The sequence below is a fragment of the Shewanella basaltis genome, assembly GCF_023283885.1.
Classification (GTDB): Bacteria; Pseudomonadota; Gammaproteobacteria; order Enterobacterales; family Shewanellaceae; genus Shewanella; species Shewanella basaltis.
In genome coordinates this window covers 67,924-93,834 of record NZ_JAKILA010000016.1, presented here as the reverse complement: position 1 = coordinate 93,834, position 25,911 = coordinate 67,924, and the positions used below count along the sequence as shown (strand labels likewise).

Genomic DNA, 25,911 nt, shown 5'->3' with positions numbered 1-25,911 from the left:
CACTAGACTTTTAACGCCAAAGGAAGACCTGCAACCACTAAGGTCACTTGGTCTGCGACTTTCGCAATAGCCTGGTTTAGCCAACCGGCTTCATCTACAAACTGGCGGCTAAGCTCGCCCATAGGCACTATGCCTGATCCCACTTCATTACTCACTATCACCACTTCGCTTTGCAAGGTTGGCAGCACATTAAGCAGTAAGGTTTTTTGAGAAGACCAACGGCTAGGAGAGTTATCCAACAAATGGTTGGTCAACAATAACGTAAGACAGTCTATTAAAATGACTTGCTGAGGTTTGTCTATGGCCACTAAAGTTTGCGCTACATCATAGGCTTGTTCGTGCAATGTCCAACTGTGGGCGCTGGACATTCGGTCTTGCTGGTGTTGGCGAATTCGCTCAGACATTTCAGTGTCTAATGCGGTTGCGGTGGCGAGGTAAACGCAAGAGTAGCCCACGGCTGCATACTGAGCGACACATTGCTCAGCGTATCGGCTTTTACCACTACGCGCACCACCCAACACCAAATGGATCATTAGCTTAAACCTACTGCTAAAATCACTAAGTAACAACACACCTCGCTAATCTGTTGTGCAGCGCCTAATGTGTCACCTGTGTAACCACCAATTTGTTTACGGAAAAAGCCGCCTAACAAAATACGTAAAAGCCATAAGGTAATAAATAAAACAAATGCCGCAACACCATTAAGCCATAACAATACAAAAATGCCGCTCGCGATTAAAATAAACAAATCATTTAAATGCTGGCCCTGAACTATCGGCTTAGCTTTACTGGTGGCATCGTCGCGCACATATTGCTCGCTAAAAATAAGGCTAGAGGCAACAACACGGCTTAAAGTGTGGCCCGCAATAAGTGCGCTCACCGCTGCCATTGGGCTGTACAATGCCAGCTCAACCAACAACTGCCACTTTAACAACAAAACTAACCCCAGAGATAAAGCACCATAACTGCCTAATTGCGAATCCTTCATAATGCGCAACTTGTCTTCTACGGTGTGGCCGCCGCCAAAGCCATCGGCAGTATCTGCTAAGCCATCTTCGTGAAAAGCCCCTGTGACTATCACACCTGCCACCATGGCCAGTAATATGGCAATGCTAGCAGGTAAAATGAGCTGAGCTAACCAAAAAACTGAAGCACACATCAGGCCAATGACTAAGCCTACTATGCCAAAATAACGACTCGCTTTACTCAGTCGGTCATTGTCTACCACAACCCATGAAGGAACCGGGATCCGAGTAAAAAAACTCATCGCCACAAAAAATAAATTTAACTGTCGCAACCATTTTATATCGCCAGACATCTTGCTCCCTTAAACCACATTATTAATGCCAGCCTCTTTAAAACTGGCCATTTGATTATAAAAATTGACTGCAGCTTGAAGCAAAGGCAAGGCCAATGCGGCACCTGTTCCTTCTCCGAGCCTTAATCCCAACGACAACAAAGGTGTTGCTTGTAGTTGTTGTAGCATTAATTTGTGCCCTTGCTCGTGCGACTCATGGGCAAAGACTAAATAGTCACTTGATTGTGGAGCTAATTTTACCGCAACTAATGCCGCAGCAGTAGCGATAAAACCATCTATCAGCACTATTATTTTTTGTTCGGCAGCCGCCAAAATAGCCCCAGTCATTTGTACAATTTCAAAACCGCCTAAATGCGCCAAAATTGCTTCGACCGAGGTAAGTTTAGTACGATGTAATTCAATCGCTTGATTAATTAATTGTGATTTTTTTATTAATGTCACATCGTCTATCCCCGTGCCTCGCCCCACACACAGGTCAACGTCAACATGAAGTAATGCGGCCATCACAGCGGAAGCCGCCGAAGTATTGCCAATGCCCATTTCGCCTAACGCCAGTATATTACACCCAGCCTTAACATGGCGCGTAACCAATTGTTTTGCTAGTGCAAACCCTTGGTGTACCTGTGCAGTCGACATTGCCGCCTGCAAATGCATTGCATAAGTACCCGCACCAAGGCGTTGATTGATCACCCCAGTTGATTCACTTATCGGCTGTAACATTCCACAATCAATCACGTGTAAATCAAAACCCATCTGGCGACAAAACACATTGATAGCAGCACCACCTTGCATAAAGTTGTGCACCATTTGGGTGGTTACTTCACTGGGGGCTATCGACACACCATAAGCGGCTATGCCGTGGTCGGCAGCAAACACCAACATTGTTGGCTGAGTGATAGATAACGGCAAATGAGTCGCACTCAGGCTCGATTCAGTGCGATTAACGAGAGTATGACTTAATTCACTTTCACGGCTGTATTGCACCCTGGCGATTTGCATCGCTAAAGACTCAAGCTGCCCTAATGCACCTAGAGGTTTGGTTTTTTGGTTAATTTTGTGCTCTATGGCCTCATCATATTGGCGACTCGCTGCGGTAACAGAAAATAACGATTGTGCAATAGATTGTTGGTTCAATTCTTGACCCTTTTATCGACGATGACGCAAAATAAACAAAAAGAACACACTGCCAAGTGCTGCGGTAATAATGCCCACAGGAAGCTCCTGGTTAGACAATAAACAGCGTGCAATGACATCAATCCACACCATAAATAATCCGCCAAATACTGCGGTTAATATCATCGGCTGACGCCCAGAAAACAATAGCCTAACGGTATGCGGGATCATTAACCCTACAAAGCCGATACCACCACAACTGGCCACCAGCATGGCGGTAATTAACGAGCACAATAACAACATGCTTAACCTCAGTTTTGCCACATTCACCCCTAGGGTATGGGCACTTTCGTCACCGGCTTGCAACGCCATAATTTGCCTTTTAAAAGCCAACATAATCAATAAGCTAACAACAACCGTTACACTCGGTAGCCACAATTGTGCCCAATTGGCTTTCGCAAAACTGCCTAAACTCCAAAACAACACCGAGGCAGCTGCTTGCGGGCTTGAAAAATACAACAACAAACTGGTTAACGCGCCAAATAAAAATGACGTTGCCACTCCAGATAACAACATGCGTTCAATTTGACTCGTTCGGCCAAAACCAGACAAGGCCACCACCACAAGCACAGATAAGCTAGCACCAATAAATGCACCAAGCGGCAAACTTAACATTGACCAAGACCACCACGCATGTTGCCCATGAGTCGACATTTGCAAAGCACCGTCAAACCAACCAGAAAACAACCCTGTTTGACTAAACAATGAAATAACGCAGACCGCCCCAAATGAGGCACCAGAGCTAATACCAAATAGATAGGGATCGGCCAATGGATTACGAGTTACGGTTTGTAATACACTACCGGCAATAGACAGCCCCGCCCCAGCAATAAACGCCAGCACAATACGCGGTAAACGCAAATCAAATACAATGCGCTGGTTTAAGGTGCTTATCACGGAGTTTTCGTCAGCGCTTAGCAAGCCATTACCGGTTAATAACGATTTAAACACTGTTATTACATCAGCAAAGTGGATATTAGCTGCACCAAAACTTGCAGCCAACATTGGGGTCAATAATGTGGCAAGTATGACGACCCCGACACAGCAATAATATCGCCGTTGAGAAGCGTTAATCATAAGCCACCTCTTTTTTATTGGCGGTTTGATACCCATAAAAATAACTGATTAACGGTTTTTGGTGTTGCGGATGAACATTAACCTCGCAGCAAACGCCAAATACATCACTGATTTGTCGCTCGGTGAGCACCTCGCTAGGGTGACCTTTTGCAATCAACTTACCTTGATCCAGTAACAACAATTTATCGCACATGGCGCTGGCCAGGTTTAAGTCGTGAATAGAGGCAATCACGCTAATCCCCAATGAAGCCACTAACTCTAAAATTTGAATTTGGTAACGAATATCTAAATGGTTGGTGGGTTCATCTAAAATCAATATGTGAGGTTGCTGCACAATAGCGCGGGCGATAAGAGCACGTTGCTTTTCGCCGCCAGACAATTGCTCGTAGGGTTGCTGGGCATGCTTAGCTAAACCCACTTTAGTGAGTGCATGGTTAATCAAGGCTTTATCTTGTGCTGTGGTTGCGTCAAATAACCCTTTATGCGGCGTTAGCCCCATAGTAACTAACTGCTCGGTCGTTAAGTCAAAATAATGTGGGGTATCTTGCTGCACAACAGCAACCGAACGCGCCAGGGCTTTAGCCGAATAAGTTGATAAATCTTGACCAAATAAATCAATATTTCCGCTACTTGGGACAATATAACGGTACAAACAACGGAGTAGACTCGACTTACCAGCCCCATTAGGCCCAATCAATCCCAGCATTTGTCCTTTGGGCAAATTGAAATGAATATCAGCTAAAATGGTTTTCCCATCGACTTGCCAAAAAAGATGATTAACGTCTAATACAGGTTCAGACATGCCATGCACCTCGCCATGCCTGATTGATAAAAATACAATGCAACATATTTGCTCCCCTAAGTCACCCGCTTAGGTATGGATTTAACGGCATCTCAAGGCTGGTATCTGACTTATATTCAAAAGGCTATTGAACATCTACAGTTGCGGGTACAGTTTGGGCTTATCCCAATTCCCAATACCTTGAATTGCATAATGATTAACGTACTGGCATCGCCGCAGTTTGTGGCCAATGCAATGTAAAGCTAACCTTAAATTGAGGGTTATTGTCATGACCTTGTAGAGCCGCCTCTACATTGTCTGCCCAATAAACATCTAGCGACATAATAGCAGCATAGGGGAGCGCTAGGTTAGCGAATAATCCACTGCTTTGGCCTGCATTTAATACATAGCCCATTAAACAGCGCATAACGCCCCCATGAGTGACCACCAGCGCATGTGGCTCAAGCTCAGCTTGCTGATTAAGTGCAGCATCATTGTTAACCTGCAACCACAGCGCATCGGTAATAGCCATTAACCCGGTTTCGACACGCGCATTAAAATCGCTTAGCGTTTCACCAGCTTCGGGCGTATTTTCGCTAGCCCATGGGTCGCGCCAATAAGCATCAAATGCCTGTGGGCTTTGCTGATAAATACGTTCAAATGACTGTCCATCCCATAGGCCAAAATCAATTTCTTGCAAGGCTGTTAATGCCTGTAATGGAACAGACAAGGCTTGTGCTGTTGCTAGGCTAAACCCAAAACATCGCTGCAAAGGCGAGCTAAACACATGAGTTATTGGCGCAGTAACCTGAGTTAATGCGTGTTGCATTTGCGCTACCCCTGTTGCGGTTAATGCCACATCTGTTTGGCCTCTAAATATGGCCCCACCTTCGCATTCGCCATGCCGTAATAACGTAATCTTGGCTCGCTTCATTGAATTCAGCCTTGCTCTAGTGGTAAAAAGTCGCGTATTATGGACGTCTATACGTTTATATGTCTAAATACTATCTTAAAAGATAATCAGTTTGAAGAGTCATTGTCTCTAACAGTGATTTAATCACCCTCAGGTTGTAAAAATAAGGGTATGCTTATCTTCAATAAGGTATTTGCTGCAAAGTGATAAAAAGGTAACTGTTATGGCGAAATCGACTTCTCACAGTCAAACACTTGAACAACTTAACGCATTATTAGCAGAGCGTATTGTGATTTTAGACGGTGCAATGGGCACCATGATCCAAGACCATAAGTTGCAAGAAGAAGATTATCGCGGTGAGCGCTTTAAAGATTGGCATTGCGATGTTAAAGGTAACAACGATTTATTGGTACTCAGCCAACCTGAGCTTATCAAAGCCATTCATGTTAAATACCTGCTCGGCGGCGCCGACATTATTGAAACCAACACCTTTAACGCCACCACCATCGCCATGGCAGACTACGACATGCAAGCCTTGTCTGCCGAAATTAACCTTGAAGGTGCCCGCATTGCTCGCCAGGCCGCTGACGAAGTAGCCGCACAAACCGGTAACCCACGCTATGTTGCAGGGGTACTTGGCCCCACTAACCGCACCTGTTCAATCAGCCCAGATGTAAACGACCCTGGATTTCGTAATATCAGCTTTGATCAATTAGTAGAAGCCTATGTTGAATCAACTACCGCATTAATTGAAGGTGGCGCCGACATCATTATGGTCGAAACCATTTTTGATACCTTAAACGCCAAAGCCGCCTTGTTTGCCATAGAAACCGTGTTCGATAACCTCGGCGAACGCTTACCTGTAATGATCTCTGGCACCATTACCGACGCATCAGGCCGTACGCTGACCGGGCAAACCACCGAAGCGTTTTACAACTCATTGCGCCATATTAAGCCGTTATCGATTGGCCTTAACTGTGCCCTTGGCCCTAAAGAGCTGCGCCCTTACGTAGAAGAGTTATCACGCATTGCCGAATGTTATGTGTCTGCCCACCCTAATGCGGGCCTACCCAACGAATTTGGTGGTTATGATGAAACCCCAGAAGAAATGGCCGAGGTCATTATTCAATGGGCAGAAGCAGGCATGCTTAATATTGTCGGCGGCTGTTGTGGTAGCACGCCAACACATATTAGCGCCATCCGTGAGGCGGTATTACGCCATGCACCGCGTGCATTACCGGAGATCCCCGTTGCCTGTCGTTTATCAGGGTTAGAGCCATTAACCATCGACAAAGACTCATTATTTGTGAACGTCGGTGAGCGCGCTAACGTCACTGGCTCAGCTAAATTTTTACGCTTAATCAAAGAAGAAAAATTTGAAGAAGCACTCGATGTGGTGCGTGAGCAAGTTGAAAACGGCGCACAAATCATCGACGTCAACATGGACGAAGGCATGCTAGATGGCGCCGCGTCAATGACCAAGTTTTTAAACTTAATTGCCTCTGAACCAGACATTTCACGCGTGCCTATCATGATCGACTCATCTAAATGGGACGTCATTGAAGCAGGCCTTAAATGCGTACAAGGCAAGTCGATTGTTAACTCAATCTCGATGAAAGAAGGCGAAGAAGCGTTTATTAAACAAGCCACCTTAGTGAAACGTTATGGCGCTGCGGCGATTGTAATGGCGTTTGACGAGCAAGGCCAGGCTGACACTCGCGCCCGCAAAACCGAAATTTGTACCCGCGCTTATCGCATTTTGGTGGATGTAGTCGGTTTTGCCCCAGAAGACATTATTTTCGACCCGAACATTTTTGCTATCGCCACCGGCATTGATGAACACGACAACTATGCTGTCGACTTTATTGAATCCATAAAAGACATCAAAGCCACTTTGCCACATGCAATGATTTCAGGCGGTGTGTCTAACGTGTCATTCTCGTTCCGGGGCAATAACCCAGTACGTGAAGCCATTCACGCAGTGTTTTTATACCATGCGATTCAAGCCGGTATGGACATGGGGATTGTTAACGCCGGCCAGTTAGCGATTTATGATGACATCGATAAAGAGCTAAAAGACAAAGTCGAAAATGTGGTACTTAATCTGCCTTGCCCAGTAGCAGACTCAAGCAACACCGAGCAGTTACTCGACATTGCCGAGCAATATCGTGGCGACGGCTCGCAAGTGGCCAAAAAAGAAGACTTAGCATGGCGCAGTTGGCCCGTTAAAGAGCGCCTGTCTCATGCGCTGGTTAAAGGCATTACCGAATTTATCGACGAAGACACCGAAGCTGCGCGTCTTGAAGCCACCCGCCCACTCGATGTCATCGAAGGGCCATTAATGGATGGCATGAACGTGGTGGGCGACTTATTTGGCGCAGGTAAAATGTTTTTACCCCAGGTGGTTAAATCTGCCCGGGTGATGAAAAAGGCCGTGGCTTATCTCAATCCGTTTATTGAACTTGAAAAGGTCGAAGGTCAATCTAACGGTAAAATCTTAATGGTGACCGTAAAAGGCGATGTGCACGACATTGGTAAAAACATTGTTGGCGTTGTGCTGGCCTGTAATGGTTTTGAAGTATTCGATTTGGGCGTGATGGTGTCGGTTGAGAAAATTCTCGAGGCGGTAAAAGAGCACAATATCGACATTATTGGAATGTCTGGGCTGATTACGCCAAGCCTAGATGAAATGGTGCACAACGTAAAAACCTTCCACCGCGAAGGCCTAACCATACCAGCCATTATTGGCGGGGCAACTTGCTCTAAAATTCACACCGCAGTGAAAATTGCCCCGCACTATCCCCATGGCGCCATTTACATTGCCGATGCCTCGCGTGCAGTACCAATGGTGTCAAAGTTAGTTAACAATGAAACTCGCCAAGCCACCATTGACGAAACCTACGCAGAATACGACATCATGCGTGAAAAACGCCTGTCGCAAACCAAGCGTAAAACCATCGTATCGATTGAAGCGGCACGCGAAAACCGCTGCAAACACGACTGGGAAAGTTACACCCCATTTACGCCTAATGTGTTAGGTCGTCAGGTGTTTGATGACTATCCGTTAGAAGACTTAGTAGAGCGTATCGACTGGACACCCTTCTTTAGAAGCTGGGAACTACACGGCCATTACCCTGAAATTTTAAACGACAACATCGTAGGCGAAGAAGCACGCAAACTGTTTGCCGACGGTAAAGCCATGCTTGAGACCATCATCAAAGAGAAATGGTTAACCGCCAAAGGCGTGATTGGGCTATTCCCTGCCAATACGGTTAATCATGACGACATTGAGCTGTACACCGACGAAAGCCGCACCACAGTTGAAATGACCACTCACCATTTGCGTATGCAACTTGAACGAGTAGGTAACGACAACTTTTGTCTAGCTGACTTTGTTGCGCCAAAAGACAGCGGCGTTGCCGACTACATGGGCGGCTTTGCGGTTACCGCAGGCCATGGTATTGACGAGCACGTAGCGCGCTTTGAAGCTAATCACGACGACTACAATGCCATTATGCTCAAATGTTTAGCAGACCGTTTAGCCGAAGCGTTTGCCGAACGTATGCACGAACGTGTTCGTAAAGAATTTTGGGGTTACGCTGCAGATGAAGAGTTAGATAACGAAGCGTTAATTCGTGAACGTTACAAAGGTATACGCCCAGCACCGGGTTACCCAGCATGCCCAGATCATACCGAAAAAGGCTTGCTATGGGATTTGCTCAAACCCGATGAAACCATCGATTTAAACATCACCGAAAGCTTTGCCATGTACCCAACTGCTGCGGTATCTGGCTGGTACTTTGCCCACCCTAAATCACGCTACTTTGGTGTGACCAACATCGGTAAAGATCAGGTAGAAGACTACGCTAAGCGTAAAGGCATGAGCTTAGCAGAAGCCGAAAAGTGGCTCGCCCCAGTGCTGGACTATGATCCTGAGTAGAGAGTGCTCCAGAGTAAAGAGTGCCTCTGAATAAAGAATCCTCCCAAATAGAGAGTGATTTAAATAAAGAGTAACCTTGAGTCATCATGGTTACTCTTTTTTATGTCCAAACGTCGTTTGGATTAATACCAATCAGGATAATTGATCAGAGATTGCGTAAGAAAAATCGCTTAGCACAAGGCACCTCTTATGGATCATTCAACCAGATTGTTGCCCTAAGACGTTGACTTGTATGGATACGATTAAAGCTGCGGTTTATTGATAAGTGCTGCCATTGTGTTTGAGCCAGCCGCCGATATGTTGTCCGCGTGGGTCGTGGTGAGTCCAGTGGATAACCCCGCCTTTGTTATTAAACTCATACACACCGTAAAACTCGACAGTATCGCCAACATTAAGGCCATTTATGCGTGGGGCTAAATCGATATTGTGGGCAACAAGTAAGGTGCCGCCACTGGCTATTTTTACAATAAATCGTTGGTGACGACTGCCTTTTAGATCGTCACCAAGCACTTTTATCACCTCACCAGCCCCAGCAACCTGAACATTACTCTGTTGATTATCAATGGCATTTTGTAAGGCGCTATTACTGGCACTTGCACTATTACTGGCACCAGCCGCGAAAACGTTTTGTACAATTTGCGTGGTTTGAACGTTTTTGGCTAAATAGCCAAATAACGCAATGCCGAGTAAGCCAATGAGCAGTATTTTTTTCATGATTATAAAATCCCTTGTGATAACAAGCCAAGTTTTTCTTGTTCTAAAATCTTACTATGCTGCATTAACAACAAGTCCAATACCTCAGGCGATAAACTAAATATTTGCACTACGTACTCACCAGATGCTGAGTGGGTTGCTTGCTCACCTTCATAGGCAATGTGTAAGCCTAATTGTTTTAAGGTTTTCTGATCATAACTGAATAACTGCGCGTCTCTTTTATCGTGCAACCCCGGCATCATGCCTATCACAGTCACAATCTGATTCACCTTTACCTTGTTGAAAAAATCGAGCTCTTTTTGACGCCATCTAGTCAAGAAGTCATTCTCATCTTTGCGCAACCTCTTGTTAGTACTTTGGTTATTAAAATTCGGGAGATAAATCGGTTGTAATGCACCGCCATGCCAACCTAATAGGCCGCCTTCTCTAACCGTGACATCATTACTGGCTGTAGCAATATAATTAGCACAAGATGATGCACAAATTTTGTCTACTATCACCTTTAACTGGTATTGATATACCAGCTCACCAAATCGAATGCCTGCGAATACTTCACCGCCACCGCTGTTAATGATTAGCGATTCTATGGGTGTTGGGCTGTTAGTGATTAGTTGTTCAAAAGAGGCGACATTATCGGCGTTGATTTCACCACGATAAACAATTGTGTTTGCTAAGAGTGGATCAATCACCACACTGAAAGGTTCTGGCTGGCTTGCACACCCGGTTAAGGTGAGTAGTAAAACGACAAGTAAATTACGCATTCATATTCCATTATGATGTTGAGTTAAAATAAATTATCACGAATAACGGCTTTTACGTAAAAAAACAATAACCCATTCGATTATTAATAACCGTAAGGCTAAAACCAGCAATGCTTGTGAGACTCGTAGGTTATGTAAATTCAATTCTTAGTGGCACTACGCATTAAAAAACGCGATATATTATCGCGTTTTTACAATTAGCTCTGTGCCTCGTTAAAAAATGTAGTGCTATTTCAGCGACGCTAACCATTGATTAAACGACAATGCAGGCATCGCGCCAGACTGCTGTGCAATCACTTTACCTTGTTTAAATGCCATTAAGGTTGGAATAGAGCGAATATTAAACTGCGCGGCCAAAGCTTGTTGCTCTTCGGTATTGAGCTTACCAAAGCGAAATCGTGGCTCCCACTTTTTAGCCGCTTGGGTAAACACAGGTGCAAAGCTTTTACACGGACCGCACCAACTGGCCCAAAAGTCGACAACTAATGGCAATTCAGATTTATTAGCATGGTGGGCAAAATTAGCTGCAGTGAGTTCAACGGGTTCCCCCACAAACACCGGCTGTTTACATTTTCCACAAGTTGGTTGTTGTTCAAGACGTTCATCTGGCACCCGATTTAAAGTCGAGCAATGTGGACAAGCTATTATCATGATATGACCTCATCTACTTCATCATTGAGACGTTCAAATCATAAACCTTGTTGGTGTGTTAATCGAATGAACAATGCTATTTAACCTGAGCTCGGGATAAGGGATGAACTTATACTATTTAAAATCAACATGTTACCCATTCTCACTTTCAAGCTTGTCATTTGTTCTGCTAACAAGGCGAATTGACGCGTCAATAGCTAGCCTATTGTAAGTCGATTCAACGCAGTGAGCAGGGCAAAGGACTGTTTGAAAGGCATTTATTATCCCGAGCTCAGGTTATTTACACCATTTGCGGCCGCAAATGCCTAATGTTTAGGGTATTTGAACCGCAGCGGTTTGTTACATCTAGGTAAATCTAGGTAAGCTCACCATAATGGCAACAATTGCGCTTATAGTAAGTAGCCCGATATTATTTTTGATATTTCTAACATTGACGATTTACCCGTAAACTCAAATTTCACTTTGCCGATGGCCGAGAAATAGATTTCTAATTCAGAATCAAGGTCAAACGTGCCTGATGTTTCAATCGAATAAGCCACAATATTTTTGTAAGGCAAAGAGGTAAAATCTTTTTTACTGCCCGTAATACCTTGAACATTCACCGCAATGATCCGTTTATTGGTAAAAACAACACCATCACGCATGGTTTTATACGAGTCGACGATGTGCTCATCATCTAACAGTAAATCAGTTACTTTTTCTGCAAAATCAGTGTTTTGTTTAAGTTTAAAAAAGCCTTTATTGTTAAAATCTATCATAAAACATCCTTATATTTATGGCCAACGCTAAGGTATCTACTCTAAATGTTGGCCTTGTCACAAGCTCACTTAGTGATACAGCAAAACAACTAACATCCGCTAGTTACTGTTGTTATCTCTGGCTCTCCTGCACTTTTCCAGTGGTACTGAAAATAACAATTGGTTGCGATAACTTGCGCAGAAGTTGGCTGTGCAACATTAAGTGCTGCACGCGGTGCAGCGGCTACGGCATAACTGCCATTTGATACATAGATGCGATAAGCCCATTCAGTCATATCTATACCTGCACCCTCAAAGATTTCAGAAGGTGTTGTGTAACCGGCATTAAAACCACTGCCACTAGTATTAGCCGCAGCAGCCCAGGGTTGATAATTGCTGCCTTTAACACCCGAAAACTCCACTGTGTCTGTCATGGCATTACCAGAGGCTAAGGTTTTAGTTTTAAATAATGTCACTGCAGTTTTTATTGACCCTACAGCGCCTTTGATTGCGGCAATATTGGCATCGGTTTTTAAATTGATAAATTTAGGTGCCACCACTACGGCCAACACACCTAAAATAATGATAACGACCACTAACTCAATAAGGGTAAAACCAGTTTGACGTGAACCTTTAACGCTGTGCATACGGCTAATGCTCCAGGGACAGTTTAACTGTCTGATTGTTATAAGAGGAGATTTTTAACATTTTTACCAACTATAACATAGACTTTAGGTAAAATGGTTAACTAGATCTAGGGGGAGATGGCGATATAAAAAACGCAACCTTGTCTTTATCACTCGCTTACCACCAACTGACCTAGTGTGCTATTTCAGCAGGTAAATAAGTTTACAACGTAATAAAGTTACACATTACCTTGTTTGTAAACCAAAGCGTTTTCTTTAGGTTGAGCCTCAACATACGCTTGATAACGGCCTGGTTTGTGGTTTATCGCAATCAATACATTGAGCATAGCTGCACCCATTACCGACAAAAATACTATCTCAACGGGAAACATGAATAACGAAGCACTTAAAATGATGGTGTCGATTAACAAACCAAAATTACCCGCACGGATCGCATACTTATTTTGCAAGTAAAGCGCCAAAATACCTAAACCGCCAAGACTCGATTTGTGCCTAAACATAATCAGCATACCAACGCCAATTAACATTCCGCCAACGGTTGCTGCAAAAAGTGGGTGTACATTGTCGATATGGATAACCATCGGCATGTAATCTGTCATTACCGAGATAATAGAAACCGAAATAAAGGTGTTAATGGTAAATCGCCTAGAAAGCTTGGTCCATGCAATATAATAAAAAGGCACATTGACTAAAAAAAATAACATCCCAAAACTTAACGATGACAGGTGCATACCAATAATTGCAATGCCAGCTGTACCGCCAGTGATCAACTGATTACTGTTGTAGAGCGTAACCCCTAAAGACACCATCACACCGGCACAAAACAAAGCCATAATGTCTTCGTAAAATCGGTGTGTTGGGAATTGCATGCAAGTGTATCCTTTAATGACATAACCAGTAGTTAGGCTCTTTTGCTCTAGCACTCGCTTATCGCAACAGGCTCAGAGTCGCGCAGTGTAGCGAATATCTTTAACTTTATCAGTGACACCAACCAAGAGAATTACTGAAATAAAACCACCAAATGTATACAAAGGTTTACAAAAATTTTTACATTGTAAATAAAATGATACCAAACTGGGTTATTTTTATTGTGGGTAAGTCAGTCGCAATGAAAACAGAACGCCTCGTCATAAAGCCTGCATGCTGCGAATAAATCAACAGGCGGGCTGCACAAGTCCACCTATACACTTATTCACATCACCTCAAGCACTACAACTGAAGTCGCCACATTTCAAAGGTTTCTTGGCAAAGCTGTTCTCTAAATTTAGGATGAGCAATATCAATCAGAGCACGGGCACGTTCTTTTAAAGACTTACCACGTAAATACGCACAACCATATTCTGTAACGATATAGTGAACATGAGCACGAGTCGTCACCACTCCCGCCCCTGGTGATAATACTGTGGCAATTCTAGAAACAGTGCCATTCAACGCTGTACTCGGTAGCGCAATGACCGAGCGCCCACCTTCGGACAACCCAGCACCACGAATAAAATCCATTTGTCCGCCCACACCAGAGTAAATCTGAGTACCAATAGAATCGGCACAAACCTGCCCTGAAATATCCACTTGCAGTGCAGAATTGATAGACATGACATTGGGGTTTTTACGAATAATCGCGGTGTCATTGACCTGTTCAATGTCCATAAAAATCACTGACGGATTGTCATCGACAAAGTCATAGAGTCGTTGGCTGCCAAGCGCAAAACCCGTAACCGTTTTACCTGGATGGACCTTTTTACGACTATTATTGATAGCACCTAACTCCACTAGATTTAATACACCATCAGAAAATAACTCGGTATGTACACCCAGATTTTTATGCCCGCATAAACACGATAATACCGCGTCAGGAATAGCCCCAATGCCCATTTGTAAACAATCGCCATCGCGCACTAAAGTGGCCACATGGCGGCCAATTGCCTGGCTCGTTTTATCACTTGAATCAATAACATGTTGCGGTAATGCCTTACTCTGCTCAAACACGGCGGTCAAGTTGTTGTAATGAATAAAACCATCACCATGGGTGCGGGGCATCATAGGATTAATGTGTGCAATAATTTTATCCGCAACCTGGCAAGCTGCGAGTGTCGCCTCAACCGAGATCCCTAAAGAACAAATACCATGCTTGTCTGGCGGCGACACTTGGATAATAGCGGTATCGATTTTTTGCTCGCCAGAGCGAAACAACTTAGGCACTTCAGACAAAAAAATCGGTACATAGTCTGCTTCACCTTGCTGCAATAATTTTCGAGTTGGCGCGCCACCAAAATAACAACGATGGCGAAGATGATTTTTTAAACTAGGGTGACTTAACGACTCCGCATGCTCGGTATGCAATTGCAATAAGGTCAAATTTGACCGTGTTAGTGCATGTTGAGCCAGCGCATCAAGCAGTAATTGTGGCGTCGCGCCCATAGAATGAGTCCACAGGGTTTCACCACTTTTAATTAACGAAATAGCCTCTAATGCTGTATGACAAATAATGGGTTTCATCAATACCACTCACGATAGTTAAGCTAATCTTAGTGTATGGATGAACATGATTATTTGATAGTTTTTCGCGCAAAGTCGTTGAGTTAATCACAACAGTTGCGGGAGATATCAACCAAATGAATTATTTGAGAGCTCTGCCACAGCGCATCATTTTAACCCCAACATATTTTCGAGTTATTGCTAATAGGTGATTCGCTGTGGCATAAACACAATAAAAACACAGTAGATAAAATAGTTGATGCTGCTAATCTTATTGGAAAGTTAAATAGACTCGATGACTCGCAGCCCTTCACAAATGAGGGCATGCTTATTGGGTCAAACCTAGCCCATTCAAGTTAATGACTTAATCTTAAAAGATATCATTTAGGTCTTGGATTGCGTCAATCACCATACCAGTACCTATGCTAATTAATAGCAAATCGGCCCCTACTCGGACAATTTTTTGCCCTTCAGGTATACGACCTAATTGCACGATCAGCTCTGGTTGCACATCATAATAAATTACATCAGAAGGTAAAGGCTGACCTTTACGCCATTTTTTTACTTTTCCAGGCGCTTTACAGCCATTGTTTTTCTTTGCTAATCCGGGTGGGCAGCTCTTTGCATTACCCTTGGTGTAATAGTAGTTATTAATAATGACTTGGCGATCGTTGTTAAAATAAACCTGATCGTTATTGTCATTATCAGATTTATGTTTTTTTTCATGTTTGTCAGATTGATGCTTACTTTGATCTTTAGACTCATGGTCTTTAGCAACACTCACACCAGAAGAGCACAGCAGTAAAGTACTCAGTACCGTAAAAGGCAGTAAATAGCGCTTCATATAATAGTTCCTGTCAATTTGTGCTTGCCAACATAAAACATCAGGCTTAGAGATTTAATCACACCTATGGCTGATTTGCGCAATGGTATTACTTAAGCGTTAATGCTAATTGTGAAAACAACACACCATCCCAGCCATGTTGCATAAATTGGCGAATATTTTGATGATCATCCCCCTGTGGTGTCGCAACCACATCCCGATAGTGTTCGCCAAATAAGGTTAATGTTTGCAGCTTAGTTAATTGATGGATTTGCCCAAACGCAAACACTTTACAAGATCCAGAGTTTTGCCCTGCATCATTTAATTGCTCACCATTTTTAAAAGCACTTGGGGTAAAGTCGTAATGCGCATCGATCAAAGCCATGGTTTCTTCAAAGCGCAAAACATCTGCTCTCACATCTAACGATGTGATAAATTCATTCACTTGTTTTACAGACATAATCGTTACCCTACTTCATCAACTTAATTAGCAAAACAATAACAAAATAGCGGCCGAACCGATAATGAAAAAGACTTAATATAAAAAGCTGACACCATTTAATAAGCGAGCGTTTATATAGCAAGCATTGAGATCACCTAATTTCGCGATACGGTTAATGGGAAATTAACGGGCGAGTTAAACATCACAGCCTTAATTATTCCCGTTTCATTGCAGCAAAATCTGGCCGTGGTAACGTTTCCAACATGCTGTATAAATAAATCACCACCAAAGACAATATTGCGCCAATGATAAACAACCAATAGCCACCTAGATGATCCAGTATGATCCCGCCACCCAATGGTGCAATAGCAAAGCCCACTTCATAAAATGATGACGCCCCAAAATAAGCCCCACGTAAATGCCTAGGCGCTAAACGGTCAATATGTACATTCATGGTTGGAAATAAAATGGTTTCCGCTAGGCTCATCACCACAATGGCACCAATCCACCCCCAGAATAAATCTATCGGGTTATGGGCAAGCCAAACTTGTGAAACCACAAGCAGCACTAACCCAAACTGAATACGACGAATTAAGCTATAACTCGCCATTAAGCGCAGTAATAAAAACTGGGTCGACACTATCACTAACGCGTTGGTAAAAATCATCGCTGAGATGAGCTGCAATAAGTCAGGTGCATTAGCGCGGGTGAGATATTGAATTAACGAACTGTCCATTTGAGCATAAATAAACATACACAAAATATTGGCAAAAATAAGGCATTGCAAAAGCTTATCTTGCAATAAAATCGCAACGACTTGTTGGTGACTCACATGCGCCGGTTTTCGTTTAACAGCTGAGGTTGCATCGCCCATGGCCGGTATAAGTTCATCTGGCACTTGCTCAACTTTGCCATTAACACCTTGCAAAGCCTGGTGTGCAAAACCCCAATATAACAATAATATCAATACCGCAAATGCGGCAGCTGTAATGTAAAAACTCGATTGCTGACCCGTTAAACCTAACCATATTCCCATCATAGGGCCAACTGCGCAGCCAACGTTAACAATAAAGTACAATGACTGCATTGCTAGCTCACGGGTTTGTGGATCGTCAATAATATCGCCGATGGTAGCAGAGGTAAGCGGTCGCCATAATGAGGTGGCAATAGAACACAGCGTCATCACAATGGCATAGCCATTAACAGAGTCAACCTCGGCCAAGAGTGAAAATGAAATAATGTACAAAGTGCCGGTAAGGTACATGAGTTTTTGACGACCAATTCGGTCTGATAATGCACTACCAATAAAGCTTGTGAATACCGCAATAAAAGCAGCACAAGACAATATCAGGCCAACTTCAGTTGCACTTAAGGCAAATTTTTCATACAAAATGACCGCCAAAAATGGCCACACCATGAAATAACTTCCACGGGTAATAAACGAACCAAACAACAAAATCCACATCAACCGTGGAAACTGTTTAAACCGTGCTATAGAGACATCGCTGTGCACTTTTTATCCTTAAAGAGTGACGCTGAAATAAATGATAACAGACAAAGTGGATTCGGTTTTGTAAAACCGCTTATACCAATTCCATTAATTATGTGACCAATCAGAGTCACTCAGATTGTTCAGTTTGAGGCGCATTGTTGAAATAATGGTTATTCCCTTCTAAGACTATGCAACAAAGAAATGAACGGTCTGAGTGCCTCCTGCAAGGCGGGTTTCTGTGCCTTCTATGCTGCTTAATAGCATTTTGACGTACGACAGCATGGACGCAGGAGGTAGAACAACGCAGGAGCAGTTGTCGAGAACAACTATGCCTACAATTCTATTACTTGCCTAGAAGACACAGAACTCCCGCTGAATGACCAGATAATTAATGGAATTGGTATTAATGATTTAATCGTATCGAAGATAATGACATTTAGCCACCATTAAAATGCGCCAAACTAGGCGCATTGGCTCGGCATATGAGCAAGACACTAAATAACCTGATGTCAAAATAACACAGTATCAACTTACAGATGGCCCACTTTCACTAAAATCACCGTGTCTTGCTCTACATACGGATTATGCTGACTTAAATGCGGACTGCGGATCCAGGTTCCGGCAGGATAACGCCCCAGCTCATCGATAAACTCCCCGCTAATGACATAGATTTCTTCACCGCCAAAATGACGATGCGGCTGAAAATGTGCGCCAGCGGGCCACTTCACTAATGCAGTAGATTCTGTACCATGTTGGTGTAGCGGCATAACTTGCAACTGCCCCTGCCCCTGCAACCACGGTGTTTCATTGGTATTAATAGCCACTTGTTGTAAGTCTGTCGGTTGAAATTGGTGTAACTTAACCAATAATGTGCAACCTTCAACACTAAACGGCGCATGGACAAAACCTTCTGGGTTACGTAAATACGTACCTGCTGGGTAGTCACCCGTTTCGTCAGAAAACACCCCATCAAGCACTAAAATTTCTTCACCTAACGGATGAGGATGGGAGTTAAAACTCGCCCCAGCCTCATATTTAACAATACTAGTCGCATGGCCACGCTCAGCCTCTTCACGCGCTAGTCGCTTTCGTAATACGCCTGCTGCAGGGCTTGGTTGCCATTCAATAGCTGCTGTATTGATAACCACGCGCTGGCTAAAATCCATGTTTAACATACTAATACCTCACACACGATGAATGACAACAGTGTAAGGCTTTCAATATAGATAAAAAAGTAGGTACTTTTAGGTACCTATCAGGTGTTAATACCCATAATAAAAAAGCCCATTTAATACAAATAAATGGGCTGTTATGTATAAATGGCCAACAATTCGCTGCAAAAACAACCTTAAAAGATCAGCAGCCCCAGGGGCATGGCTTATTAACGCACAAAAGCATTAAATACGATTTTGCTGAATCGCTTGGCGTTGTTTTTTATAGGCTTTTGCTGACTCAGGGATAGGAGTTGTGCGGCCTGTTTCAAGCCAGTTTTTCAACCGACTGGCATCTGCCATGTGGGTGTATTTACCAAAAGAGTCCAACACCACAAACGCCACTTTGCGCTTATTCATTTCGGTTAACATCACCAAACAATGGCCTGCTTTATTGGTAAAACCAGTTTTCGTTAAGGCAATATTCCAATTGTTTTTAAATACCAGCTTGTTGGTATTTTGAAAATCTAATGCATAACGAGGTGATTCAAAAATCACGTGTTTTTTGGTTGTAGAGCTCAATTTACCTAACATAGGGTAAGTTTGGCTCTCTTTTAACAATATAATCAGATCATTCGCACTAGATACGTTATCGGGAGATAAGCCCGTTGGCTCAACATAACGGGTTTGCTTCATTCCAAGGGCTGCCGCTTTGTCATTCATTGCCCGTACAAACGCTTTAAATCCACCAGGGTAATGATGGGCAAGAGAAGTCGCGGCGCGGTTTTCAGATGACATCAAGGTCAATAACAACATGGTCTCACGAGTAACCACACTGCCAAGGCGCACGCGTGAATACACATTGCGCATCACCGGAGAGTCAGTAATCTTCACCGATATTTTTTCGTCTAAAGGCAATCTTGCATCTAAGGTGACCATGGCAGCCATTAATTTAGTCACAGAAGCGATTGGTACTGCCTGATGAGTGTTACTGGCATACAGCACTTCGTTGGTCGCTAAATCAACTAACATAGCGCTACTCGATGCTAATTCTTGTTGGGGTTTGACTTGCACAGCCTGGGCAGCAAAAGAGACCGCACTATTAAGCGAAGTCGCACACAATAAAGTGCAGGCAAAAAGGAAACGAAGCTTCATCACTCTCACTTGGAAAATTAGACTCAATATTTCGCTGAGTATACGATAAAGGCTGAGTTCGACAATAGATAAATACGACTTTTGGCTCGGTTTTTAGCAATTAATTAACGTAGATCAAGTGTTCAAATTTAGTCTCGGCTAATATTCACACAATTTAAGCACTTAGGGCGTTTAACCAGTGGACGTTGGCTTACGGTAACGAGTTACAGCAATCAGCCAAATACCACTTTTGTTAGCGTCATGTTAATACCAATCCGCATTAGAATGTGCTCTTTTAGCGAAAGTTATCATTGAGGTAGTCGAGGCAGCCTTTTGAGGGCATAGTGCACTATGTTAAGAAAGGCTAACAAAGAATACCACGCTGATAAATTCGCCCTTCGGGGCTACGTCACAAACCCCATTACGGCTTCAAATGACCTTGATGTAGATGGCTACACCTGCAGTCATTTTCATTGTACTGGGGCTAGTGACGCAGCCTAAAATAGATCACATTCTAATAAGGATTGGTATAAGATAAAGTAAATCGTTAAAAAGAAAGTAAAAAGAGAGTCTAAATGGACATTAACTTGCGTTTTTTTAGCCGATTAAGCCAATGGGTAACGAACGTAATCGCCCCTAACAGCTCATTAAAATCTGAATCAGATGACGCACAGCAAGGGCTTATTTCACTCAAAACCATTGCCAGCCAATATCCACAAGGCCAGTTGCAGCCCTCGCTCCCACAAAGACCATTTTATTCCACAGAGTATTTTATTAGCCGCCAATCTCAATCTGAACAAATGATCGAGGTGATTAATCTTTGGCGCCATCATCATGGCGAGGTCTGTGCGATTGTAGCCCCAGCAGGGGCTGGTTTGTCGGCATTTTTAGGCCACATGCCAACCTTATTGCAGCAAATTCGTGACGACAGCGAAAACAAACCAACACCGCAAGCTAAAGCGTTACCCGATAAATGGTTAATCATGAGCTTTTATCAAGCACCACTCAGTGCGCTTGAAGCCATCATTTATGTCTGTCATTGCTTTAATATTTCACCGCCCAATACCATCACCGACAGCAGTATCACCGAAACCATTTATGCTATTAATCAGCAACAACCGCAACTGATCATTATTGATGATCTGCACAAACTCATGCTAAGAATGATGGGAAACAACCAAGCTTTAGTGACCTTTGCCACCATAATAATGGAAACCCGTAAACATCATTGCTGGATTTTAGGCTGTGAAAAATACGCATGGCAACGACTCAGTGCTCAATATCAAATCACTCATTTTATTAAACATGTGATTACAATTGATTATTTTAACGCAAGCGATTTAGCCATTTTGCAAACACGGCAGTTGGTCGACCTGGGCTTAATCAGTACCGACTACCTAGAACCCATCGACAACGGGGTAAATGAACACGCTAAAAAAGCGCCAGTTTCAGATGATAAAAAAGAAGCTGTAAATCCTTACCATGACCAATTAAAACAGTTGTATACCATTAGCCAAGGCCACCCCAAATTAGCGGCATTGTTACTGCAATACTCATTATCGCATCAAAACGAAATCTCATCTGTTGAGCACCATAAAACTGACATTTGTAAAATAAACGCTTCGGCTTTACAGCTATGCCAAGATAACGACTTGTTTTCGCTGGCTGAGATTTATGTCCACGGCGGCCTAAAGGTTGAGCAACATGCCCACATCTTTGCTCAAACTATCGAACAAAGCAGCCTACAATTAAGCTACCTAGCCCGCCATGGTTTTGTCATTGCACAATATTCACAACAAGACTTTGCCGAGCACTTTTATTTTATTACCCCAACATTAACCAAAATCATCGCCAATCATTTGGTCAATAACAATAAATTGTTTAATTAAGCGAGGCGACAATGGACGATTCACGCAAAGCATTACAAGCATTGTTAGATGTTATTTCATTTGACCGAATATTAAGTATTTTATTGCTGTGTTTAACCGCATGGGTCTTTTTATTCTTAGTGCAATTTTGCTTAAACCAGCTCAATCATAAATTGCCCAAATACCGCTTAATTTGGAATCGAACTTACCCCTTTGTGCGCCTATTTGTGTGGTTGTGCGTCATCATCTACTCAATTGTTGGCATTATTGACCCGCATGAAAACTTAATTTTAGCCGTGGTAGGCTCAATCAGTATTGTGGTAGGTTTAGCGACACAAGAGCCGGCTAAAAACATGATAGCTGGGTTTATCATTATGCTTAACCCGCCTTACCGGGTTGGCGACATGGTGACACTGGCTGGCCATTACGGCGAAGTGACCAAACTTGAATGGAGCGTGACCTGGCTGCGCACTTTTGACGACAATACTGTCATGGTGCCTAACGCAGAAGCCCTAAAAACAGCGGTGTCAAATGCCAACAGCGGCGCACTTGATGAAATGGTCGTGGTTAAATTTACCCTGCCCATGAGAGTAGATCACAATAAAGCCATTGCGCTTGCAAGAGAGGCCACGCAATGCTCGCCTTACACCTTTTTAAATAAACCCATCATTGTCAACTTAGGTAATGAATATGAGTTAGGCGAATTTTTACAAACCATTACCGTTAAAGCCTATGTTATGGATGTGCGTTTAGAGAAAAAATTTATCAGTGACATCAACATAAGAGTATTAAGCGCATTTAAAAATGCACACTTTTATGATGCACAACAAACGATACAGCATTAATGTGCGTTATAATCGCGCCATTACAACTGACACCAATGATAAGCACTAGGAATGACATCATGACACAAGATGAAATGAAAAAAGCCGCAGGCTGGGCTGCACTGCAATATGTTAAAAAAGACACCATAGTAGGTGTTGGTACAGGCTCTACTGTTAATCATTTTATTGATGCATTAGCCACCATAAAAGATGACATTGAAGGTGCGGTATCAAGCTCTGAAGCGTCAACAAAAAAGCTCAAAGAACTCGGCATTGAAGTATTTGACCTTAACAGTGTTGATAGCATTGATGTTTACGTTGACGGTGCAGACGAAATTAACGACCGCATGGACATGATCAAAGGCGGCGGCGCAGCATTGACTCGTGAAAAAATCGTCGCTGCTGTGGCTAAACAATTTATTTGCATTGTAGATAACACCAAGCAAGTGTCGATTTTAGGTGAGTTTCCTCTACCGGTTGAGGTTATTCCAATGGCACGCTCTTATGTGGCTCGCGAGCTAGTCAAATTAGGCGGCGATCCGGTTTACCGCCAAGGCGTTGTTACCGACAACGGCAACGTGATTTTAGATGTGTATAACATGCAAATATTAGATCCCAAAGTAATGGAAACAAAAATTAATGCCATCGTGGGGGTAGTAACCAATGGTTTATTTGCAAACCGCGGCGCAGACGTATTACTCGTTGGTACACCAGAGGGCGTAAAAACCGTTACTTTGTAATGTACCCACAACATTGTTAAACAAAATGGCCGAGCAAACACGCTCGGCCATTTTTTATCTCGCTCAATAACACTACACTTTAAATTGGCTTACCGCCTCATTGAGTGCTTTGGCACGAATACGCACATCTTCAGATGCTGCTGCATTTTCTTTTGCTGCTTGTGATGACTCATCGGCAATATCACGGATCACAATCACATTTTTATTGACTTCGGCAGCGACCATACTTTGCTCCTCAATTGCTGCAGCAATTTGGGTACTCATGTCCATAATATTGGTCACATCATTGGTGATCTGGCGTAAAACATCACCAGCCACAGCTGCCTGCTCGGCACTTTGTCGCCCTTGTTGTTGGCTGTCTTGCATCAGTTCAACTATCGAACGAGTACGCTCTTGCAAGGTTGAAATAATCGTGGTTATTTGCTGAGTAGAGCTTTGAGTGCGCATGGCGAGTGAGCGAACTTCATCTGCCACAACGGCAAAGCCTCGCCCTTGCTCACCAGCTCTTGCCGCCTCAATGGCAGCATTTAATGCTAATAAGTTGGTTTGCTCTGCAATCCCGCGGATCACATCTAGCACGCTACCAATCGTTACGCTATCGCGCTCAAGCTCAGACACCACGGCGGCAGAGTCGGTTAATTGTTTTGCTAATAAATTAATTTTAGAAATTGTTTGCTCAACTCCGTCTTGACCGGCTTTAGCATTGTCGTGGGTTTGGCTTGCCTTGGTCGCGGCTAACTCTGTATTTTGGGCAATTTCATCAATGGTAGCACCCATTTCAGTGACCGCAGTCGCCACCATATCGGTTTCATTTAATTGTCGCAAAACACCTTCTGAAGCGGTAATGGCATTTCGGGATAAATCATGGCACGAGGCATTCATCGCAGTCACAGATTCATTCACTTGCTGAATTAATTCTTGAAATGTCATCACCATACGATTGAAATGCTTAGCCACTAGCGCTAATTCATCATTACCAGACTCATCACAGCGCATCGATAAGTTTTTGCTTTGCTCAATTGATACCATCACAGATGTGATACTTTGAACAGGCTTAATAATACTGCGAATAATCAATAAAGTAGAAGTAATGAGCGCTGCAGTAATCAGTAAAAAAATACTCAGCCCAATCACAAAGGCTCTGTGCTTACCTGCGTTAATCTCAGCCAACGTTTGCTGGCGCAGTACAATCGTGTCTTCATCGGTTTGATGAATGGTATCGCGTAACGTGGCCATAATGCCGTCATTATCGGTTAAACCAAATTGCATTTCTTTATTAACAAGATTGGTAAAGTTGACTTGGTAATTGTTAATGTCTGCGGTAATTTGCTGCTTTTGATCAAAGGTCAACGAAGACGCCTGCAATTGTGATAAAAACGCGATAATCCCTTGATCAAAAGCCTCAACATATTTTACATCTCGGCGCAGCATAAAATCTTTTTCGCTGCGGCGTAGTTGCAGCATATTGACCATTAATGCCTCTTCGTTATGTTGACTCAATAACGTTTCAACTTTTTTTACCGCGGCTCGTAAATCACCATACAAGCCCGTTTCTGGCGTTAAACCAATGGCGAGTTTAAGTGCCACCACTTCTTTAAAAATAACGTTATATTGATTGAGATTTATTTTGAAATGATCTAACGCCGCCACATCCATGTTTTGGTATTCTAAAGCGGCACGCACATCGGCCATATAAACCAAAATATCAGCCATGCTTTGAGTAAACTTGTCGACATATTCAGTGTCTGCACGATGCAGAAAATCCTTTTCCTCTGTTCTTAATTCAAGAACTTTCCTTTCTATTTCAACAATATTACTGGATGTTGTTGATAGCTCAGTTAACACTGATTCCGAATAGGATTGTAAACCAAACATCGCCAGAATAGATAAAACGGAAATTGCCGCGCTCAACATGAGTTTAGAACGAATAAGCATAGTGATTACCACCTCAAAGTAAAAGCAAAGTCCATTTTAATTGTTATAATTCAATAAAATACAGCATTTAATTCTTGTTGAACACTACACCGTTTTTTTATTATTTTGTTGTATTGTTCATTATAGGTTATCGGCTAAGAAACAAATAACTAAACTAAGTAATCATTATCAAAGTTATGTGGCCATGAACGTTTTAAGCCGTTAAACCCAGGCCGATACGCAAAAAATGTATCTGTAAACGATTAATATCTATCAAAATAAATAAGTGAACAGAGATTGCATGGGAAAATCGCTTAAAACCACAGTGCCCAGTAA

Annotated in this window: 23 protein-coding genes and 1 riboswitch; of the genes, 4 read left to right on the top strand and 19 right to left on the bottom strand. The window is 43.0% G+C overall.

From position 1 onward, the window contains the following. Positions 1-2: 2 nt before the first annotated feature. The 6 genes from cobU to L2703_RS12490 form a co-directional block, all read right to left on the bottom strand. The gene (gene cobU / locus L2703_RS12515) at positions 3-533 is read right to left on the bottom strand and encodes a bifunctional adenosylcobinamide kinase/adenosylcobinamide-phosphate guanylyltransferase (RefSeq protein ID WP_248971424.1); all 531 of its coding nucleotides are present in this window, start codon (positions 531-533) and stop codon (positions 3-5) included. Beyond that, on the bottom strand, positions 533-1,318 hold the full coding sequence (locus L2703_RS12510; RefSeq protein ID WP_248971423.1) for an adenosylcobinamide-GDP ribazoletransferase: 786 nt from the start codon (positions 1,316-1,318) through the stop codon (positions 533-535). Before L2703_RS12510 ends, cobU begins: the two co-directional genes overlap by 1 nt. A gap of 9 nt (positions 1,319-1,327) precedes the next feature. Further along, on the bottom strand, positions 1,328-2,437 hold the full coding sequence (cobT, locus tag L2703_RS12505; protein WP_428848658.1) for a nicotinate-nucleotide--dimethylbenzimidazole phosphoribosyltransferase: 1,110 nt from the start codon (positions 2,435-2,437) through the stop codon (positions 1,328-1,330). Between the two features lie 27 nt (positions 2,438-2,464). Continuing rightward, positions 2,465-3,568 carry a FecCD family ABC transporter permease gene (locus L2703_RS12500; RefSeq protein WP_248971421.1) on the bottom strand — a complete coding sequence of 368 codons (1,104 nt, stop codon included), beginning with the start codon at positions 3,566-3,568 and terminating at the stop codon, positions 2,465-2,467. Beyond that, positions 3,561-4,370 (bottom strand): ABC transporter ATP-binding protein, encoded by an 810-nt coding sequence (locus tag L2703_RS12495; RefSeq protein WP_248971420.1) that lies wholly within the window; start codon positions 4,368-4,370, stop codon positions 3,561-3,563. The genes L2703_RS12500 and L2703_RS12495 overlap by 8 nt, the downstream gene beginning before the upstream one ends. A gap of 79 nt (positions 4,371-4,449) precedes the next feature. Beyond that, a riboswitch (cobalamin riboswitch) is annotated at positions 4,450-4,568 on the bottom strand. Continuing rightward, on the bottom strand, positions 4,567-5,283 hold the full coding sequence (locus L2703_RS12490; protein ID WP_248971419.1) for a histidine phosphatase family protein: 717 nt from the start codon (positions 5,281-5,283) through the stop codon (positions 4,567-4,569). It overlaps the preceding riboswitch by 2 nt. Before the next feature lie 202 nt (positions 5,284-5,485). On the opposite strand from L2703_RS12490, the gene metH reads away from it, so the two are divergent. Continuing rightward, positions 5,486-9,202: a methionine synthase gene (gene metH / locus L2703_RS12485; RefSeq protein ID WP_248971418.1), complete on the top strand. Its 3,717-nt coding sequence runs from the start codon at positions 5,486-5,488 to the stop codon at positions 9,200-9,202. 255 nt (positions 9,203-9,457) lie between these two features. Here metH and L2703_RS12480 read toward each other — a convergent pair whose 3' ends face one another. From L2703_RS12480 to pbpG, 12 genes are all read right to left on the bottom strand, one after another. Continuing rightward, positions 9,458-9,916, bottom strand: a complete 459-nt coding sequence (locus tag L2703_RS12480) for a DUF3465 domain-containing protein (RefSeq protein ID WP_248971417.1) — start codon at positions 9,914-9,916, stop codon at positions 9,458-9,460. A 2-nt stretch (positions 9,917-9,918) separates the two neighbouring features. Then, a complete protein-coding gene (locus L2703_RS12475) occupies positions 9,919-10,677 on the bottom strand; it encodes a hypothetical protein (RefSeq protein ID WP_248971416.1) in 759 nt (252 codons plus the stop codon). 228 nt (positions 10,678-10,905) lie between these two features. Beyond that, positions 10,906-11,328, bottom strand: coding sequence for a thioredoxin TrxC (gene trxC / locus L2703_RS12470; protein ID WP_248971415.1), 423 nt, complete (start codon positions 11,326-11,328; stop codon positions 10,906-10,908). 389 nt (positions 11,329-11,717) lie between these two features. Then, positions 11,718-12,086, bottom strand: coding sequence for a PH domain-containing protein (locus L2703_RS12465; RefSeq protein WP_248971414.1), 369 nt, complete (start codon positions 12,084-12,086; stop codon positions 11,718-11,720). An 89-nt stretch (positions 12,087-12,175) separates the two neighbouring features. Next, positions 12,176-12,712 carry a type II secretion system protein gene (locus L2703_RS12460; RefSeq protein WP_248971413.1) on the bottom strand — a complete coding sequence of 179 codons (537 nt, stop codon included), beginning with the start codon at positions 12,710-12,712 and terminating at the stop codon, positions 12,176-12,178. 218 nt (positions 12,713-12,930) lie between these two features. Then, positions 12,931-13,581, bottom strand: coding sequence for a YitT family protein (locus tag L2703_RS12455; RefSeq protein ID WP_248971412.1), 651 nt, complete (start codon positions 13,579-13,581; stop codon positions 12,931-12,933). 340 nt (positions 13,582-13,921) lie between these two features. Continuing rightward, entirely contained in the window at positions 13,922-15,208 is a 1,287-nt protein-coding gene (locus tag L2703_RS12450) for an acetyl-CoA hydrolase/transferase family protein (protein WP_248971411.1), read from the bottom strand. A 349-nt stretch (positions 15,209-15,557) separates the two neighbouring features. Continuing rightward, the gene (locus L2703_RS12445) at positions 15,558-16,031 is read right to left on the bottom strand and encodes a hypothetical protein (protein ID WP_248971410.1); all 474 of its coding nucleotides are present in this window, start codon (positions 16,029-16,031) and stop codon (positions 15,558-15,560) included. A gap of 88 nt (positions 16,032-16,119) precedes the next feature. Continuing rightward, entirely contained in the window at positions 16,120-16,470 is a 351-nt protein-coding gene (locus L2703_RS12440; RefSeq protein WP_248971409.1) for a HopJ type III effector protein, read from the bottom strand. Positions 16,471-16,666: 196 nt separating this feature from the next. Further along, a complete protein-coding gene (locus L2703_RS12435; protein WP_248971408.1) occupies positions 16,667-17,965 on the bottom strand; it encodes an MDR family MFS transporter in 1,299 nt (432 codons plus the stop codon). 509 nt (positions 17,966-18,474) lie between these two features. After that, positions 18,475-19,119, bottom strand: coding sequence for a cupin domain-containing protein (locus L2703_RS12430; RefSeq protein WP_248971407.1), 645 nt, complete (start codon positions 19,117-19,119; stop codon positions 18,475-18,477). A gap of 222 nt (positions 19,120-19,341) precedes the next feature. After that, on the bottom strand, positions 19,342-20,250 hold the full coding sequence (gene pbpG / locus L2703_RS12425) for a D-alanyl-D-alanine endopeptidase (protein WP_248971406.1): 909 nt from the start codon (positions 20,248-20,250) through the stop codon (positions 19,342-19,344). A gap of 554 nt (positions 20,251-20,804) precedes the next feature. Between pbpG and L2703_RS12420 the strand changes: the two genes are divergently transcribed. Genes L2703_RS12420 through rpiA form a run of 3 tightly spaced genes read left to right on the top strand, consistent with a single transcriptional unit; the run spans position 20,805 to position 23,661 of the window. Beyond that, positions 20,805-22,118, top strand: coding sequence for a hypothetical protein (locus L2703_RS12420; RefSeq protein WP_248971405.1), 1,314 nt, complete (start codon positions 20,805-20,807; stop codon positions 22,116-22,118). Between the two features lie 11 nt (positions 22,119-22,129). After that, positions 22,130-22,942, top strand: coding sequence for a mechanosensitive ion channel family protein (locus tag L2703_RS12415; RefSeq protein ID WP_248971404.1), 813 nt, complete (start codon positions 22,130-22,132; stop codon positions 22,940-22,942). Between the two features lie 59 nt (positions 22,943-23,001). Continuing rightward, positions 23,002-23,661 (top strand): ribose-5-phosphate isomerase RpiA, encoded by a 660-nt coding sequence (rpiA, locus tag L2703_RS12410; RefSeq protein ID WP_248971403.1) that lies wholly within the window; start codon positions 23,002-23,004, stop codon positions 23,659-23,661. A gap of 72 nt (positions 23,662-23,733) precedes the next feature. On the opposite strand, the gene L2703_RS12405 is transcribed toward rpiA, so the two are convergent. Then, a complete protein-coding gene (locus L2703_RS12405) occupies positions 23,734-25,596 on the bottom strand; it encodes a methyl-accepting chemotaxis protein (protein ID WP_248971402.1) in 1,863 nt (620 codons plus the stop codon). Positions 25,597-25,911 lie beyond the last annotated feature (315 nt).